This window comes from Stenotrophomonas sp. RIT309, assembly GCF_000632045.1.
GTDB lineage: Bacteria > Pseudomonadota > Gammaproteobacteria > Xanthomonadales > Xanthomonadaceae > Stenotrophomonas > Stenotrophomonas indicatrix.
On the sequence record NZ_JFYS01000042.1, the window covers coordinates 55,749 to 73,195 of the forward strand.

The 17,447-nt window shown below is 67.2% G+C and carries 14 protein-coding genes and 1 riboswitch; of the genes, 5 read left to right on the plus strand and 9 right to left on the minus strand.

The window, feature by feature from the left end:
• Window positions 1-111: 111 nt before the first annotated feature.
• The 4 genes from BW38_RS02530 to BW38_RS02515 all read left to right on the plus strand — a co-directional run bounded on the left by BW38_RS02530 (window position 112) and on the right by BW38_RS02515 (window position 2,372).
• Window positions 112-438: a hypothetical protein gene (locus BW38_RS02530; RefSeq protein ID WP_032978074.1), complete on the plus strand. Its 327-nt coding sequence runs from the start codon at window positions 112-114 to the stop codon at window positions 436-438.
• A gap of 7 nt (window positions 439-445) precedes the next feature.
• Window positions 446-715: a hypothetical protein gene (locus BW38_RS02525; RefSeq protein ID WP_032978077.1), complete on the plus strand. Its 270-nt coding sequence runs from the start codon at window positions 446-448 to the stop codon at window positions 713-715.
• Between the two features lie 105 nt (window positions 716-820).
• Entirely contained in the window at window positions 821-1,795 is a 975-nt protein-coding gene (locus BW38_RS02520; protein WP_032978080.1) for a Dyp-type peroxidase, read from the plus strand.
• A 160-nt stretch (window positions 1,796-1,955) separates the two neighbouring features.
• A complete protein-coding gene (locus BW38_RS02515) occupies window positions 1,956-2,372 on the plus strand; it encodes a TonB C-terminal domain-containing protein (RefSeq protein ID WP_032978314.1) in 417 nt (138 codons plus the stop codon).
• Window positions 2,373-2,480: 108 nt separating this feature from the next.
• Here BW38_RS02515 and pnuC read toward each other — a convergent pair whose 3' ends face one another.
• The 7 genes from pnuC to BW38_RS02480 all read right to left on the minus strand — a co-directional run bounded on the left by pnuC (window position 2,481) and on the right by BW38_RS02480 (window position 11,378).
• Window positions 2,481-3,065 (minus strand): nicotinamide riboside transporter PnuC, encoded by a 585-nt coding sequence (pnuC, locus tag BW38_RS02510; protein WP_025875884.1) that lies wholly within the window; start codon window positions 3,063-3,065, stop codon window positions 2,481-2,483.
• Entirely contained in the window at window positions 3,062-5,239 is a 2,178-nt protein-coding gene (locus BW38_RS02505; protein ID WP_032978083.1) for a TonB-dependent siderophore receptor, read from the minus strand. Before BW38_RS02505 ends, pnuC begins: the two co-directional genes overlap by 4 nt.
• 70 nt (window positions 5,240-5,309) lie before the next feature.
• A riboswitch (TPP riboswitch) is annotated at window positions 5,310-5,405 on the minus strand.
• Between the two features lie 155 nt (window positions 5,406-5,560).
• Complete coding sequence (locus BW38_RS02500) at window positions 5,561-6,688, minus strand: phosphotransferase (protein ID WP_032978084.1); 1,128 nt, start codon at window positions 6,686-6,688, stop codon at window positions 5,561-5,563.
• Window positions 6,689-6,817: 129 nt separating this feature from the next.
• The gene (locus tag BW38_RS02495; RefSeq protein ID WP_025875877.1) at window positions 6,818-7,216 is read right to left on the minus strand and encodes a glycine zipper 2TM domain-containing protein; all 399 of its coding nucleotides are present in this window, start codon (window positions 7,214-7,216) and stop codon (window positions 6,818-6,820) included.
• A gap of 248 nt (window positions 7,217-7,464) precedes the next feature.
• Window positions 7,465-9,492, minus strand: coding sequence for a peptidoglycan-binding protein (locus BW38_RS02490; RefSeq protein ID WP_032978086.1), 2,028 nt, complete (start codon window positions 9,490-9,492; stop codon window positions 7,465-7,467).
• A 107-nt stretch (window positions 9,493-9,599) separates the two neighbouring features.
• A complete protein-coding gene (locus BW38_RS02485; RefSeq protein WP_032978087.1) occupies window positions 9,600-10,535 on the minus strand; it encodes a hypothetical protein in 936 nt (311 codons plus the stop codon).
• Between the two features lie 204 nt (window positions 10,536-10,739).
• Window positions 10,740-11,378, minus strand: a complete 639-nt coding sequence (locus BW38_RS02480; RefSeq protein ID WP_025875871.1) for a response regulator transcription factor — start codon at window positions 11,376-11,378, stop codon at window positions 10,740-10,742.
• Between the two features lie 75 nt (window positions 11,379-11,453).
• Between BW38_RS02480 and BW38_RS02475 the strand changes: the two genes are divergently transcribed.
• The gene (locus BW38_RS02475) at window positions 11,454-15,062 is read left to right on the plus strand and encodes a transporter substrate-binding domain-containing protein (protein ID WP_032978089.1); all 3,609 of its coding nucleotides are present in this window, start codon (window positions 11,454-11,456) and stop codon (window positions 15,060-15,062) included.
• On the opposite strand, the gene BW38_RS0120945 is transcribed toward BW38_RS02475, so the two are convergent.
• Together BW38_RS0120945 and BW38_RS02470 are read right to left on the minus strand one after the other, a co-directional pair.
• On the minus strand, window positions 15,056-15,457 hold the full coding sequence (locus BW38_RS0120945; RefSeq protein WP_032978091.1) for a c-type cytochrome: 402 nt from the start codon (window positions 15,455-15,457) through the stop codon (window positions 15,056-15,058). The genes BW38_RS02475 and BW38_RS0120945 overlap by 7 nt on opposite strands.
• A gap of 66 nt (window positions 15,458-15,523) precedes the next feature.
• On the minus strand, window positions 15,524-17,200 hold the full coding sequence (locus BW38_RS02470) for an electron transfer flavoprotein-ubiquinone oxidoreductase (RefSeq protein WP_032978093.1): 1,677 nt from the start codon (window positions 17,198-17,200) through the stop codon (window positions 15,524-15,526).
• Window positions 17,201-17,447: the final 247 nt, after the last annotated feature.

Consider the following 17,447-nt stretch of genomic DNA (forward strand, 5'->3'; position numbering starts at 1 on the left):
GCCTCTGCAGGCCGCACATCCGCAGGCTAGCAGTGTCATGGCCAGGCCTCAAATGATCGACCGGCCGGCAGCACGCTGCGAGTGGACTGGCGTTGCCTCTACAATCCGCCAATGGAAACGCACATCGACGCCTATGTAGGGCAGGCCGACGGCAACTGCATCAAGGTGATGCTGTTCAATGGCCGCTCGCGGGCCTCGCTGCAGGCGCTGGGCTTCACCGCTGGCGATGAAAACACCCTCACCCTGCCGGTCCCCGATGATGCAGCCAAGGCCGCCGTCTTCCTCCGCCTGCGTGATCTCGGCGTCGCCTTCTCGGCGGGCAGGGAGTGGTGTCCGGCCGACGTGTTCGAGCATCTCCGCGAGGGCGGTGCGCTGGAGGGACCCTACCTGCGGGTTGCGTGGCGCACGCCGCAGCAGTTCACCGTGACCACGGTGTAGCCACAGCATGGACGTGATCGAGATCGCTGGAGCGAATCTGCTGCGCGATGCTGCGGACGGCTGGCAGCTGCAGGTGTCCGTGGTCTCGCAGGACCGCACACGGCTGGCCTGCATCCTTCGTGTCGGGCAGCGCCTTCGCGTCGAGCGGTTCCTGCGCGGACACATGCGGCCGCAGTGGCAGGGGGAGTGGTGGGTGCAGCAGCCACAGCACTCGATCACCGACAGCGGGCAGCAGGCACAGGTGCTTGCCGACGAGTGGCTGGCGCTCGTCGGCTGACCACCGCGAACTGAGAACCGCTCCGTCGCCGGCAAGGTCGTTCCGCTATGATCGCCCGCACATTGCCGCAGGCGATGTGCCCGCCTCAAGCCAGCAGGAACCATCGTGAACGCCCAGCCCGCACCCATCACCGCCCTCAACCACACGCTCGACAACGAGCCGCAGCAGATCACCGCGCCGCTGACCCATTCGGCCGCGTTCCTGGTGCTGACGGTGAAGGACGATGCGGCGTCGCTGGCGAAAGTGCGCGAGGTGCTGGCCAGCACCGATGACCTGATCAAGAACACCGCCATCCGCGAGATCGAGCGCACCTTCACCTGCAACGTGGCCATCGGCCACCGCGTGTGGGCGCCGCTGGTGGGCAGTACGCCGCCGCGCGAGTTGAAGCCGTTCCAGGAAGTGAAGGGTGCTACCCACACGGCGGTCTCCACGCCGGGCGACCTGCTGTACCACATCCGTGCACGCACGATGGACCTGATCGTGGCCTTCGAGCGCAACCTGATGATGGCCTTCGGCGATGCGGTGGACGCGGTGGATGACGTGGCCGGTTTCCGCTACTTCGACGGCCGCGACCTGCTCGATTTCGTCGACGGCACGGCCAACCCCGAGGGTCTGTCACTGCCGGAGGCGACCATCGTCGGCGACGAGGATCCCGACCATGCAGGTGGCAGCTACGTGGTGGTGCAGAAGTACCTGCACAACCTCGATGCCTGGCGCGCGCAGAAGACCGAAGCGCAGGAAGCGATCATCGGCCGCACCAAGCACGACAACATGGAGCTGGACGACGCACCGGCCGACGCGCAGAAGTCGCACAAGACGCTGTGCACCATCGAGGATGCCGACGGCGAGCACGAGATCCTGCGCGACAACATGCCTTTCGCCAATCCGGGGCGCGGCGAGTACGGCACCTACTTCATCGGCTACACGCGTCGGCTGTGGGTGATCGAGAAGATGCTGGAGCGGATGTTCATCGGCAATCCCGCGCCGCTGCATGACCGCATCCTCGATTTCTCCACCGCGACCACCGGCGTCACCTTCTTTGCGCCCTCGCGCAAGGTGCTGGCCGACCTGGGCGACTGATCGCGCCGGGTGGGGCAGCCAGGTAGATCCACGCCATGCGTGGATGGATCAACCGGTTGCCCGGAACAGCCACGCATGGCGTGGCTCTACTGCGCCGCCATCTGCCTGTCATCTACGGCGCCGACCATGACGCGTTGGGATGGACGTGGAGACGTGGGTGATGGCTTCTGCAGGCAACAAGCGCACCTCGCGCCGTGGCTGGCGCCCGTTGGCATGGTTGCTGGGCCTGTTGGCGCTGGGGAGCGCCAGCGTGTCCGCACAGGACGCGCCTGCGCATTGGATGGCCTATGCCGCCTCCGTCAGCGGCGAGTTGCAGCAGCGTCTGCAGCAGGAGCAGGATCCGCACGCGCAGCGCCTGCTGGCCTGGCTGCAGGAGCATCCCGATGCGCCGGCGCCGTTGGTGGTGAGCGTGTGGATCGCCGGCGATGGCGCTATCTCGAAACTGGAATTCGACAGCCTGGGTGATGCACAGGTCGATGCCGATCTGCGTGCGGCGCTGCAGGCCACGCCGTTGCCGGCGGCGCCGCCGAAGGACATGCGACAGCCACTGCGATTGGGGCTGACCCTTACCCAGTAGATCCACGCCATGCGTGGATGCCGGGCATCGGTAGACGCCAACCTTGGTTGGCGCTCACCTGCCGACCAAGGTCGGCATCTACCAAACGCAGCCACGCATGGCGTGGCTCTACTGCGCAGGTACTGCCTGCGGCTCGCGCGCGGCGGCGCGCCACGCCCGCAGCCCGAACAATGCCAGGCCCAGGAAGAACACGTACAACGCAGCAGTCACGTGCAGCGATTTGAACAGATAGGCGCCCACGTAGACCACGTCCACCACGATCCACACCCACCAGCAGGCCGTGTGCCGGCGTGCCTGCCACCATTGCCCGACCAGGCTCAGTGCGGTCAGCATCGCGTCCAGCCACGGCAACGCTGCATCGGTGAAGGTGTGCATGCCGGCGCCAAGCGCCACGCCGCCACACAGGCCGATGGCCAGGTCGCGCAGCAGCTTGCCGCGCGCCAGCGGCACGATGCGGATGCTGCCTTCATCGGCGGCGTGCTGGCGCCAGTTGATCCAGCCGTAGACCAGGAAACCACCAAAGGCGACCTGCAGCAGCGTGTCCGAGTACAGCTTGGCTTCGGCGAACACCGCGCCGTACAGCGCGACCGACAGCAGGCCGACCGGCCACGCGGCCAGCCGTCGCTTTGCCATCAGCCACACCCCGAGGATGCTGAAGAGCGCGGCAGTCCACTCGAGCGCGACGCCGCTCACAGCGCGAACGTCACCGACAGGCGCGCCTGTCGCGGCGCACCCGGGAACAGGTAGTAGTCACCGCCGCTGCTGCCGGTGTCGCGCCAGTAGAAGCGGTTGAACAGGTTGTCCACCGACAGGTTCCAGCTGACCGCACGGTCGTACAGGCGGTGCTGGAAGCGCAGGCCGGCGTCGAACACCGAGTAGTCCGGTGCGCGCACACCGCCGTCGGCGCGGGCCACGTTGGACGAGGCATAGCGCCAGCCACCGGTCACATCCAGGCCTTCAACGAACGGCAGCGCGTAGGCCAGGTGCACGCTGGCGCGCACCTTCGGCACGTTCACCAGCTGATGGCCTTCATAGGCCGGGGTGCCGGTGTCGCGTGCGCGCGCCTGCAGCACGCTGGCGCTGGCGACGATCTGCAGCGCGTCGGTCAGCTGGCCGTTGGCGGTCAGTTCCAGGCCGGTATGGGTCTGCTGGCCTTCTTCGACGAAGGTGTAGCCGACGTCGCTGCCGTCGGGCTTTGCGTACTGGTAGGGCTGGGAGGTGCGGAACACGGCCGCGCCCAGGGTGAGGGCGTCCACCGGCACGTACTTCACGCCCACTTCCAGCTGCCGCGACTGCATCGACGGCAGGAAGGTATCGGCGTTGGACGTCCAGAACGGTGCTTCCTGGCCCAGCGAAATGCCGCGCACGTAGCTGGCGTAGGCGTTGAGCTGGTCGGTGGCCTTCCACACCAGCGCGGTCTGCGGCAGGAAGCGCGACAGGCGGCTGTGGCGCTGCGGCGTGCCGCGCTTGTCGTAGGCGCGCTCGTCCAGGCGCACGAAGCGGCCGCCGGCCAGCCATTGCCAGTCATCGCCGAAGCTCATCCGGTCCAGCGCGAAGAATGCGGTCTGCCGGCTGTCCAGGCGCCGTGCAGATGCACCCGGCATCTTCGGCGAGGGCTCGAACACCGGCACCTGCACGTCGTGGATGTTGCTGGTGCCGACGTACTCGTTGACGCTCGGGCGCTTGTCGATGGTGCGGCGGAAGTAGTCGGCGCCGACGCTCAGCTGGTGGCCGACGCTGCCGGTCTCGAAACTGCCGCGCAGTTCGGCACGGGCCTGCTGGTTGCGGCGGGTGTCATCCGGGCTGCGGTAGTCGTAGATGTCGTAGTCGCCGTTGGGGGCGAAGTAGTTGCCCGGCACGCTGCCGTCTGCGCACCCTGCGGTGTAGTAGCAGCCGTAGGCGAAGGCGACGTTGTCATCGATCACCGAACGGCTGTGGCCGACCGAGACGCGCGACTGCCACGCATCGTTGAAGTCATAGGTGTGCAGCGCGGTGATGTTGGTGCTGGCAATGTCCACCGGCCGCTGCCACGGCTGGTAGCCGAGCAGGCGTTCGCGGTCGACGCCGCGTGGCAGGTCGCGCGCGCCCAGCAGCTGGAAGCCTGACACCGAGCGCTGCGCGCTGGTCTGGTAGTTGGCATCCACTTCCAGCTTGCCGTGTTCGCCGATCAGCCAGTCGGTGGCCAGCGAATAGAAGTTGCGGCGACCGTCGGCATGCTCGACGTAGGAATCACTGGCATCCCAGGCGGCGTTCAGACGCACGCCGAAGCGCGGGGTCAGCCAGTGGCCGACATCCACGGCTGCATAGCGCGAGCCTTCCGAATCGGTGCCCAGGGTGACCTTGCGCACTTCCGCCGGGCGCTTGCCCACGTAGTTGATGATGCCGCCGGGTGCCATCACGCCAGCCGCGAGGCCGGCTTCGCCCTTGAGGATCTGCACTTCCTGGATGTTCTCCAGCGCCAGGCGCTGCTCGCCGGCGATGGACATGCCGTTGAAGCGGTAGCCGGTGGCCGCATCCAGCGCGAAGCCGCGGATGGCGATGTTCTGGTAGTAGCCCACCGGCGCATAGGCATCGCCCAGCGAGGCATCATTGCTGGCCAGCTCGGACAGCGAACGCACCTGGCGGCGGTCGAGGTAGTCGCGCTCCAGCACGTTCACCGAGGCGGGGGTGTCCTTCCAGGAGCCGCCGCCGAAGGCGTTGACGCGCGAGGTGTCGGCCTTCGGTTTGCCGGCCTGCACGCGCACCGCCGCCAGTTCGGTGGGCGAGGAGGGCGCATCAGCAGCGTCGGTGCCTGCCTCGCTGGCGTACAGCGGCAGGGCGGCGCACAGGGCGAGGGCGAGCAGGGTGGGGCGCAGGCAGCGGTTCATTCGATTCGTCTTCAGACAACAAGGGAGACGAAGCGACGGCGCGCAGGTGCACCGGCCCATGACGGGGGTGTGGCTGCGGCTCAAAGCTCCCTACGCCGGTGCAAACCGGATCAGGTTCCAAGGGACTCTCTCAGCCTGGCAGATCCAGGCACCCCCGCTTCAGGTGACCATTTCACTACAAATGGTACGGATTTGCGAGCTACCGCCCTTCAGCCGGGGTCAGATCCCTTTCCAGCGGAAAGGGATCTGACCCCGGCCGAGCGCATCATCGACGCATGGCGTCGATCTACTGAGTACCCCGCGTGTTTGGTGGCTCGCGGCTCACGCGGCGGCGTGCAGGGCCGCCAGCAGGGCCTGGCCGGGGGCCGTGGCGAACCACGCCGGATGCCCGAGCATGAACGGCTGCCAGGCCACATCGGCGTTCGCGGTCGATCCGGTGACGCCCTCGAAATACTCCACTTCGGACAGAGCGAAGTCGAAATGCACCATCGGCAGCAGGTCGGCCAGCAGGTGCACGCGCGTGGGCGACAGCGGCAGTTCCTGCCGATAGCCGTCCAGCAGGGCCAGGGCGATGTCGATGCGAACAGCATCGGTGCCGCGCTCCAGCTGCAGCCAGGCCACCGCGTTGCGTTCGATCGCGGTGGCCAGGTCGAACAGCGCGCTGGTGGGCGAGGCCAGGCCGAAATCGAGCACCGTGGCAATCGTGCCGTCGTCGTTCCACAGCTGGTTGGAGACGTGCCAGTCGTTGTGCGCCCACAGCCGAGGTTCGTCCTGCAGGCGCGCGGCCAGGCCGTGGTGCCACGGCAGCACATCGCGGCGCAGCTGTTCTTCCCAGGGAATGCGCGCCAGGTAGCGGGCCAACCCGGGGCGGTTGCCGAGGTCGGCCTTCAGCGCGGCGATCGGGTCATCGGCGCGGATCAGGTCGTCGCGTGCCACCAGCAGATGGGTACTGCGCTGCGGGGCGTGGTAGCTGGCGGCCGCGCGGTGCAGCGTGGCCAGCACGCGCCCTGCCTCGTGGGCCTGGGCAATGTCGGTCAGTGGTGACCATGACGGCAGTTCGCGATACAGGTCCTTGCCGGCGCCCACCGCATGCAGTTCGTAGGTCCACGGGCCGTGTTCAAGTGCGGTGCGGCCGTCGTTGCTGGCCAGCACCTGCACCACCGGCATGCCGGCAGTTGCCAGATGCGCGATGAAACGGTGTTCTTCTTCCAGGCTTCCAGCGCTGCGCACACTGTGGTGGTGGCGCTTGATGAAGACCGGACCGCCGGTGCCGTCGACGATGGCCGCGGCCGACAACGGACGCGGGCTGTGCCAGCGCAGCGTGCTGTCCGCGCCCAGCTGCGGAAAGTGGCCACGCAGCCAGGTGATCTCCTGGGCGTCGATCGCCGGCCAGTCGGCGGCGACCTCGTCGTTGTTGAGGCCCTGCACGCGATGGGGGGAAGAAGTCATGCCACGGCCGCTGGTGAGTAATGGAACATCCAAGGCTGCGCATTCAACGCCATGGACGCCACAGACGCAAACGGGCGGGTCATCGACCCGCCCGTCAGGGACGCCACGTGCGGCCTGTGGCCGGCGCGCTTACCAGCCGCGATGGCGGCCGCGGTCGTGGTAGTAGCGGTTGTCATGGCGCTCGCGCTGCCAGCGACGGTCATCGCGGCGGTCGTAGCCATAGCCGCGGTTGTAGCCACGGTCATAACGGCGATCGTAGCGACGGTCATAGCGCCCGTCGTAGCGTCGATCATGGCGGTCGGAGGTGGTCAGGTTGCCGATGGCGCCGCCGGCAACCGCGCCGCCGACGGTGGCAGCCGGGTCGCCGTTGGAGATCAGGTGACCCGCCACGCCGCCGACGACGGCACCGACCACGGTGCGCTTGTCCTTCCTCGACATCGCGCTGGCATCACTGACCACGGCCACGCCGGCAAGAAGTGCCAGGGCCATCGCCAGACCACGGAAGCTGAGTGCGGAAGTGCTGAGCATGTTGGGTTCTCCTGTGAGGTGCATGCCACGGTGGGCAGGGAGGGCGCTGGGCGCCCCGGCTGCCGTAGGGACCACGCTGGTGCCCGGACATTGCCGGAACATTGCGCGCGATCCCCGTGCGGCTTGCGCATTCATCTAGCGTCAGGCGGCATGAAGCGAGGCTGAAAGCGCGGCGGCCGCTCAGCTGCCAGAAAGGAAAAGGGCCGCAGTACGCGGCCCTTCCCCTGGCTTCCCCTGCCTGGCCTGGCTCAGTGGCCCATGGCGCGCTGGGCCTGCTTCACCTGCTCCTGCTGGGCGTCCTGCTGCTGCAGGACATTCGGTGCACCGTGCACCGCACCACTGCTGAGTGCCATGCTCTGCTCGCTGGCCGCACGGGTGTCCACCGCCGCGCGGCAGGCAGCCGGGTCACCGGCGGTGCCCTGCACGGCAAACATGCGCTCGCCGTTGGTGCTGGGCACCACCGAATCAATGCGCTGCATGCCGCTGGCCTGCGCTTCCTTGGTCAGTGCAGCGGCGGCGGCCTCCAGTGCATGGCGGTCCTTGAAGGTGCCCGCCGGCAGGCCTTCCATGCCCTTCACGGCCTGGTTGTACATCGGGTTCTGCGGATGGCGCTCGTCATTGAGCAGCGGGCGCTCGCGCGCGTCCTTGATCGCATCCAGCGTCTTCGGGCCGATGATGCCGTCCACTGCCAGACCGTTGTCCTTCTGCAGCTGGCGCACGGCAGCCTCGGTGTTGCGACCGAACTTTCCATCCTCGACCAGCGGCTTGCCGTCGGCACCCACATACCCCAGGTGGCCCAGCTGTTCCTGCGCCCTGCGCACATCCTCGCCGTGCGCACCCTGCTTATGCACTTCGTTGCTGGTCTGCGGCTTTTCCTGCGGGGACGGCTTCGGCTCGGCGGCGCCCTTGGCCTGCGCCTGCTCGTGCGCCTGGCTGCGGTTTTCCAGCAGATCGCGTGCCTGGTGCAGCGGATCGGAGGCGAACAGCTTCCAGTTGGGGTGGTCCTTTACCTGCTTGAGGTAATCCTCCACCGGCATGGTATGCACGCCCAGCTTGCCGGTGGACTGGCTGATCAGCAGCTTGTCGGTGTTCGGGTCTCGCACCACCATCACGATGTGGTCGATGCCATTCCAGTGCTCGTGCTTGGTCTTGGCCGTATCCAGGCCGATCACCATGCCTTCCTTCAGCGCACCCGGCTTGAGGATGTCGTCGCGCTTGAGCAGCACGCCGGAGTCCTTGTAGGCGTCATGCACGATACCGCCGGAGCCGGCGAAGCCCAGCTTGATCTTGTCGGCGTCGGCGAACACCGCATGGCCGGCCTTCTGGTTGATCTCATCCTGGGTCTTGTTGAGCATCGTGCCGACCCAGCCGGAGCAGTCGATGTAGCCTTGCTCGACGTTCTTGCCGGTGACACCCTTGCCACGGTAGTACTGGCTGGATTCGATGTTGATCGCGTACTTGACGTTGTCGTACTTCACGCCGGCGTTGTAGGCCGCATCCAGCGAAATGCCGGGTGCATCGGGCTTGGCGGCAGCAGCCGTGGCGGTAGCGGCGATGGCTGCGGCACCGGCGGCGACGGCCGCCTGCGCGGCGGGGGGCACGGTCTGCGTCGGTGCGGCCTGCACCGGCGCCGGACGCGCCTGGGCCTCGGTGATCGGCGCGATGTTCTTTTCCGGGATGCTGATCGCGTCGTACTTGCGGTCGTAGTACTGGGCGAAGGTGCTGGCCAGGTCACGATCATTCATCGTGCGCATCTCGGCGCGCGTATGCCCGGTCAGCGCTTCGACGTCACTGCCGATCTGGCCCATGATGCGCGGGCGCATGTTGATCGGATCGCCGTGGCCGTCGCGCACCACGCCGAACGTGCCGGTGGCGATCGCGGTCTGGATCGAACCGTAGCCGGCGGCACCCTGCTGGTGTGCCAGATACAGGTCAAGGCCGCTCGGCTTGTCATCACCGGACAGGTAGGGATGGCCGGTGCGGTCATGGCGCTTTTCCATGTCCACCAGGTTGCGCTTGAACATCTCCGCTGCCGCTTCGGTGTTGCGGGTCGGGTCGTACTCGTGGCCGGTCAGGCCGTACTGCTTGGCCGACGACGGCAGGAACTGGAACAGGCCCTTGGCATCGGTCTTGTCGTTGTGCGCGCGCTCGTTGAAGCGGCCACCGGTCTCGATGTGGGCAAAGCGCAGGAAGTCCTCGCTGGCGATGCCCTTGCGCTGTGCAACCTGCTCGATGATGTCGAGAACTTCCTTTTTGCTGTAGTCACGTTGTGCCATGACACTTCCTCTGGGGTTGATGGAGCGGCCTTTGCCGCGATACGCCAACCGGACTCATCCGTGAGTCTTCAACATGTCGGTCAACAGGTGCTGCGGGGTGGTGCGTCTTACTTTTCGACGTAGGCCTTGCGGGCGGCGTCGTAGTGGTACTGGCGCGCGTCGGCCGCACCCAGCGCACGGGTCTGGCCCGGGCCGGAAATGGTGGTGCCGGTGGCGGTGACCGTGATGGTGGGCAGGTCGCTGCCGGCGACGGCGCTGAAGGCCAGTGCGCCCCGGTTGCTGACGCACGGCATCACCTGGCCCTCGTCGCAGGCGGCTGAATTGTCTTCGCCGGTGATCACCGTGCCCGCGCTGGCCCAGACCTGGCCGTCTTCGGACTTCTCGTAGTCCGGGTTGAATACCAGCACGGTGTAGCTTTCGATGCTGGTACCGGTAGCGAAGGTGCTGGTCGGCACCGCCAGCACCAGCTTGCCGGCCGGAGTGCGGTATTCCAGCGGCTTGCGCTTGCTGTCGATGTCCGGCGCGGTGCCATAGGCGCCGACGGTACCGATCCACGGTTCGGCGCCCTTGAACACCCAGGGACGATCCGGCTTGTCGCCGGTCAGGGTGAAGGTGGCCTCGGTCAGGGTGACCTGGCTGTCCGGACCGGCTTCGTCTTCGCCGGGCTTGCCGTACTTCTGCGGTGTGTTCCAGGCAAAGCCGGTGTAATAGCGGGTGCCGGCCAGTTCGAAGGCATGGCCGAACCAGAAGGTGGCGACACTGCCATTGGCTACTTCATACGAAACGGCGCCATCGCCGTCGACGTCGTAGATGAAATACAGCACGCTGCCGGCATCGGGGGGCGTGGCGGTGGCCGTGGTGGCGGGTGTGGCGGAGCTCTGCATCGGGGCAACATCCTGTCGTGGCGCGGTGGCGCCCTGTGGTGACGCGGTCGAAGGCGAGGGGGTGCAGGCACTGGCAAGCAGCGCAACGAGCAGGCCGGCGAACGTCGCACACAGGCGTGGGCGGACACGGGCCAAGCGGGATTCCGGAAGGATCTTCATGCACCTCTCCATGGTTTGCGGGCGTCGGGCAGGAAGGCCAACGCAGAACACGCCCCGCCCTCGATGAGGGGGAACGTCGTGATGAGCCGGTCGATTCCTTCGACCTCGCATAGGAAAACCCATCGACGCGGATGATGGCACAGATGCGACGGCGATCACAGGGGGCAGGGAGGAGCCTCCCGCCAGAGAACTGCGAACGGTGTCTCAGATCCTGCCGTCGCGCAGGTAGTCGAACAGCTCCGCGTCGCCCTTCAGCCCGAGCTTGAGCATGGCGTCACCCTTCTGGCGGCTGATGGTGCTGACGCTCTTGTGCAGCTGCAGCGAGATTTCCTTGACCGTCATGCCGGTGCCGAGCAGCCGCAGCACCTCCACTTCGCGCGGCGACAACGGCTTGCCGTCACCCTCGCGCATGCGCCAGCTGCCGGCTTCCTCCACCCGCTCGCGCAGGCTGCGGCTGATGTAGGACTGGCCGCGATAGACCGCCTGGATCGCCTGCGGCAGTTCATCCATCGACGAACTCTTGTCGACCAGGCCGAGCACGCCGCTGTCGAGCACCATGCGCAGGATCGCCAGGTTGTTGGAGACGCTGAGCATGAGCACCGGCAGGTCGGGATGGCGGCGGCGGATCATGCCGATCATGGCGAAGCCATCGGCCTGCGGGCTGCCAGGCATCGAGTAGTCGGTGACCAGCAGGTCGCAGGGCTGGGTCGTCAGCAGGGTCATCAGCGCCTGGGCGTTGTCGGCCTCGCCAACGACTCGGCCAACGCCGCTGGATTCGATGACGGCGCGGGTACCGATGCGGACCACGGGGTGATCGTCTGCGATGATGATGCGCAAGGTCATGCTCTAGTATGGCCACCGGCACGCCGGACCGCGACCGTCGCGGTCCCTGGCAGGACTTCCAGGAGATCGTTGCAGATGCGCAGCTGGGCGGCTCGTGGACTGATCCTGTTGACGACCCTGCTGGCGCTGCCGGCGCTGGCCCAGCCTGCGTCCACGCCGGGGCCGTTGCCGCTCAGCCCCCTGCAGCGCGAGTACCTGGCCGCACATCCTGTTGTCGTTGTTGGACAGTATGACAGTGGCTGGCCTCCTTTTGAGTCGATCCAGGACGGGAAGCAGGTGGGCCTCGGCCCGGACTACCTGACGCTTTCGGCCCGGCAGCTTGGCCTGAAGGTGGAGACGCGCCGTTTTGCGGACTGGCCCTCTGTGCTGGATGCGGCATGTCGCGGCGAAATCGACGTGGTGATGAACATCGCGCTCAGCGCCGAGCGTACCCGTTGCATGGTCTATACCGCCGCCTATGCCGAAGCACCGCTGGCCATGGTCGGACGTCCTCAGGACCTGCGTGCTTCGGAGGCACCTGATCTGGATGGCCTGCGCGTTGTGGTCGAGCAGGACTTCATGACCGGACCGCAGGTGCGTGCGCGGTTCCCAAGAGCACGACAACTTGTCGCAGACAACACGCTGACGGCCTTGCGTATGGTCAGAGACGACAAAGCCGACATTTTCATCGGCAATGCCTACGTGGCGACGGAACTGATCGCCGCCACCGGGTTGAAGGGTGTGGCGTTGCTGCGGCCCAGCGATCTGCCCCCGGAGCAGTTGCATTTCGGTGTGCCCAACAGCAAACAGCCGTTGTCCGAGGCACTGGACCTGGCGCTTGCCGCCGTCAGCGAAGCGCAGCGTGACGCCCTCGCGCAGCGCTGGCTGCCACCGCCGCAGTGGTCGGCGTCGGCGCAGCTGGCATTGAGCCAGGCCGAGAAACGCGTGCTGCAGCAACCCTTGAAGATCGGCTTTGCGCCCAACGCCGCGCCGCTGTCGTTTGCCGACAGGAATGGCAAGCCCAGTGGCCTGACCAACGAATACCTGCAGCGCCTGCTGCAGGCCGGCGCCAACCTGCAGGTTGAAAACAGCCATGACTGGTATGAGGTGCGCGAGAAGGCGCGTCGCGGAGAACTGCAGGCGGTGATCGGCATTCCTGCCGATTCGAACTATCTCGGGCCGGAATGGGTGTTCAGCCAGCCCTTCATCACCGTTCCCAATGTGATTGTCACCCGCACTGACAGTCCGTCGATGCTGGGTCTGTCGGACCTGGACGGCAAGCGCGTGCTGTTGTCCGATCCCGAGCGCATCCGTGGCTACGTGCAGCATCAGGCACCGTCGGTGAAGATCGTCGCCGCGCGCAGCGCCGAGCAGGCCCTGCAACGCTTGGCCGATGGCGAGGCCGATGCCTACGTGGGCAACCTGGCGCTGGTCGACCAGCTGCTGCGCAACCGCTTCCCGGGGCGCCTGCAACTGGCCGCGCCAGCCGGGTTCAACGACCAGCTGGCGCTGGCGGTGGAGCGCCGCCATGCGGCATTGGCCACCACCTTCGACCGCCTGCTGCTGCAGATGGGGCCGCGCCGGCGCGAGGCCCTGCGCGGCGATTGGTTGTCGGTGGAATACCGCGATGGAGTGGACTGGCGCACCCTGCTGCGCTGGGGCCTTCCCCTGCTGCTGGTGCTGACCACTGCTGTGGCAATGCATGGGCTGGGGCACTGGCGGTTGCGCCGCGAAGTGGCTGGCCGTCGCGAGCTGGAGCAGCGCCTGGCCGAGGTGACCGACAACCTGCCTGCCATCGTCTACCAGGCCCGGCGCGAAGCGGACGGCACCCTGAGCTTCCCCTTCATTGCCGGCGATGTGCAGTCGATGTTCGGCATCAGCCGGCAGCAGGCGGAGTCGGACGGGCAGGCGCTGCTGGCATGCATCGATGCCGACGACCGCGAAAAGGTGCTGCGTGCGATGGAACGGGCGGCGCGCAATTTCGCCCCGCTGTCCTTCGAGTTCCGTATCCACCGCGACGGAAGCGCGCCCTGCTGGGTGCGCAGCCAGGCGCACCCGTATTCAACGGAAGCAGGCGCGGTAACCTGGAGTGGTTACTGGGTGGACGTGAGCCAAGCGCGCGCGCAGGCCGACGCGTTGGCCGCGGCGAAGGTCGAAGCAGAGCAGGCTGCGGCAGCCAAATCTCGCTTCCTGGCCACCATGAGCCATGAAATCCGCACGCCAATGAGCGGTGTGCTGGGCATGCTGGAAGTGCTGGCGCATTCGCCGCTGGACGCCGAACAGCAACGCATCCTCGGCGTGATCGAAGACTCGGCGCAGATGCTGCGGCAGATCCTGGACGACATCCTCGACTATTCGCGGATGGAAGCGGGCGCGCTGCGCCTGGAGCCGGTGCCGCTGCCGGTGCGGCCACTGCTGGAGGGGGTGCATCGACTGTTGTTGCCGCAGGCCACGGCGCGTGGCCTGGACCTGCAGCTGGACATCGACGAACAGCTGGCACAGGCCCATGAGGTGGACGGCGTGCGCCTGCGCCAGATCGTGTTCAACCTGCTCAGCAATGCCATCAAGTTCACCGTGAAGGGCTCGGTGCGGCTGCAGCTGGAAGTGTTGGGGCCTACTGCCGAGGATGGCAGCCAGCCGCTGCGCCTGAGCGTCACCGACACCGGCATCGGCATCGCGCCGGAGCAGCTGCCGACCCTGTTCGAACCCTTCACCCAGGCCGGCGCGTACATCCAGCGCGACCATGGGGGCACCGGGCTGGGCCTGAGCATCTGCCGGCGCCTGGTGCAGAAGATGGACGGCGAACTGAAGCTGGAAAGCACGCTGGGCGAAGGAACGCGGGTTGACGTGCTGCTGTCGCTGGTGGAGGCGCGCAGCGAGGATGTGATCGCGCTGCAGGCCGAGCACCAGCAGATCGCGCTGCTGCCCCCTGATCTGCGCCAGGCACGGGTGATGATCATTGAAGACCATCCCACCAACCAGGCGATGATGGCCTGGCGCCTGCAGCAGCTGGGCGTGCCGCATGTGCTGGTTGATGACGGGCAGCAGGCACTGGACCGGCTGGCGGAGGAATCCTTCGATCTGGTCATCACCGACTGCCGCATGCCGGTGCTGGATGGATTTGGTTTCACCCGCCTGCTGCGCGAGCGCGAGGGGCGCAACGGCCAGCCGCGCATGCCGGTGCTGGCGCTGACCGCCAGCGTGCTTGACGATGACGCACGCCGCTGCCGCGAAGCCGGCATGGATGACGTGCTGGCCAAGCCGTTGTCGCTGGCGACGCTGCGGCAGGCACTGCTGCGCTGGTTGCCGCGCGCCGAGGGTGCTGAAGATGAGCAGGCCGCGGTGGACAGCGACGATGAGCCCGAGGGCGACGAGGGGCTACCCGACCTGGCGACTCTGCAACGGCGCTTCGGTTCGCGCGAGATCGCCCGGCAGCTGCACGACAGCCTGGTCAAGGCCAGCAACGAGGACATCGCGGCCCTGCAGCGCGCGCTGCACGAAGGCGACCGGGTGACGGCCGCGCTGCACCTGCATCGGCAGGCCGGCGCGCTGGGGGCGGTGGGTGCACGCGGCCTGGCCGATCGCGCCAACGCGCTGGTGGAACGGTTGCAGGCTGCGGGCGATGCAGAGGTCGCATCGGCGGTTGCCGACGCCGGGGAGTTCGTGGCGCACCTGCAGCACCAGCTGCAGCGCCTGGCTCACTGAGCCGCGTGCTCCTGCAGGTAAGCGATCACCAGCGTGCGACGCTCGGCGCTCGGGAAGGCGTTGTACATGCGCGTGCCGGGTACCAGATGGGTGGGCGACTGCAGGAAGGTGTCCAGGGTCTGCGCACTCCAGACGAAGTCGGCGCGGCGCATGCCCTGCGAGTATCCGTAGTCGGGCAGGCTGCCCGCACGGCGGCCGATCACCCCATGCAGGTTGGGACCGAAGCGGTGGATGCCGCCGGCATTGACGGTATGGCAGCCCGCGCACAGTTCGAACGCGCGCTGCATCGCCTGCTGGCGCGCTTGTTCGGGCGTGCTGGGCGCAGCGGGCGGGCGCTGGCACGCACTGGCGACCAGGATCGTGGCAACAGCGGGAAGCAGACGAAGGGCACGCATGGGCGAGCAGGATAACGGGCGCACGCGCCGTGGGGCTGCGACCGGCCGTCGCAGCCCCATCGCCGGTCACATGCCGGAGTAGTTCGGGCCGCCGCCGCCCTGCGGGGTCACCCAGACGATGTTCTGGGTCGGATCCTTGATGTCGCAGGTCTTGCAGTGCACGCAGTTCTGCGCGTTGATCTGCAGCCGCGCATCGTTGCCGTCGCCGACGAATTCGTACACGCCCGCCGGGCAGTAGCGCGCTTCCGGACCGGCGTACTCGGCCAGGTTCACCTTCACCGGGATGCTCGCATCCTTCAGCGTCAGGTGGCTGGGCTGGTTCTCGTCGTGGTTGGTGCTGCTGAGGAACACCGAGCTGAGGCGGTCGAAGGTCAGCACGCCATCGGGCTTGGGATAGGCAATGCGCGTGTGCTTGGATGCCGGCTCCAGGCAGGCGTGGTCCGGGATGCTGTGGCGCAGGGTCCACGGCGGGTTGCGCACGCCCAGCTTCGGCAGCAGCCACTGCTCGATGCCGGTCATCAGCGTGGCCACGGTCTGGCCCTTCTTGAACCACTGCTTGAAGTTCTTGGACAGCTTCAGTTCGTCGTGCAGCCAGCTGGTTTCAAAGGCGGCCGGGTAGGCGCTGAGCTCATCGTGCTGGCGATCGGCCACCAGCGCGTCGAAGGCGGCATCGGCGCACAGCATGCCGGTCTTGATCGCAGCATGGCTGCCCTTGATGCGGCTGACGTTGAGGTAGCCGGCTTCGCAGCCGACCAGGGCGCCGCCGGGGAACACGGTCTTGGGCAGCGACATCAGGCCGCCCGCAGTGATCGCACGCGCGCCGTAGCCGATGCGGGTGCCGCCTTCCAGATGCTTGCGGATCGACGGATGGGTCTTGAAGCGCTGGAATTCCTCGAACGGGCTCAGCCAGGGGTTCTTGTAGTCCAGGCCGACCACGTAGCCGATGGCGACCTTGCCGCCGTCGGCGTGGTACAGGAAGGCACCACCGTAGGTGTCGGTATCCAGCGGCCAGCCGGCGGCGTGCACCACCAGGCCCGGCTCATGCTTGGCCGGGTCGATCTGCCACAGTTCCTTGATGCCGATGCCGTAGGCCTGCGGATCCTTGCCTTCGTCCAGCTTGAAACGGCTGATCAGCTGGCGGCCGAGGTGGCCGCGCGCGCCTTCGGCGAACACCGTGTACTTCGCATGCAGGGCCATGCCGCGTTCGAAGGCCGGACCGATCGTGCCGTCCTTTTCGATGCCCATGTCGCCGGTAGCCACGCCGATCACCGCGCCGTCATCGCCGTACAGCACTTCGGCGGCGGCGAAGCCGGGGAAGATCGCCACTTCCAGCGCCTCGGCCTGCTGCGCCAGCCAGCGGGTGACCTCGCCCAGGCTGATGATGTAGTTGCCTTCGTTGTGGAAGCACTCGGGCAACAGCGCGTGCGGGGTGGTGCGCGCGCCGGTCTCGCTGAGGAACAGGAACTCGTCGCGGGTGACCTTCTGCTTCAGCGGTGCGCCGCGCTCGGCCCAGTCCGGGAACAGTTCGGTCAGCGCGCGCGGGTCCATCACCGCGCCGGACAGCACGTGCGCGCCGGGTTCGGAGCCCTTCTCCAGCACGCATACCGACAGTTCGCGGCCGGCGTCGATCGCACGTTGGCGCAGGCGGATCGCGGTGGCCAGGCCGGCCGGGCCGGCACCGACGACGACCACGTCGAATTCCATGACTTCACGCTGGGGCAGGGCGTTGGCTTCAGCACTCATCGATTGCATGACTCGTGGGTAGTGCCGGCATCGGGGCCACCGGCGGTTGCCTGGGAATCGCGCGTGCAGCCACGGGCGAAACGGTTGTTTGAATGTGTCAGGGTACCGGGACGGGCGTGATCGAGCTAGATCGCCGATGTTCACATCGCAATTGCTGCAATGCAGCGTAATGCGCGTGGTCTGGCAGGTGCCAACCTTGGTTGGCGTGAGCGGAAACACCAGCGCCGACCAAGGTCGGCCTCTACCC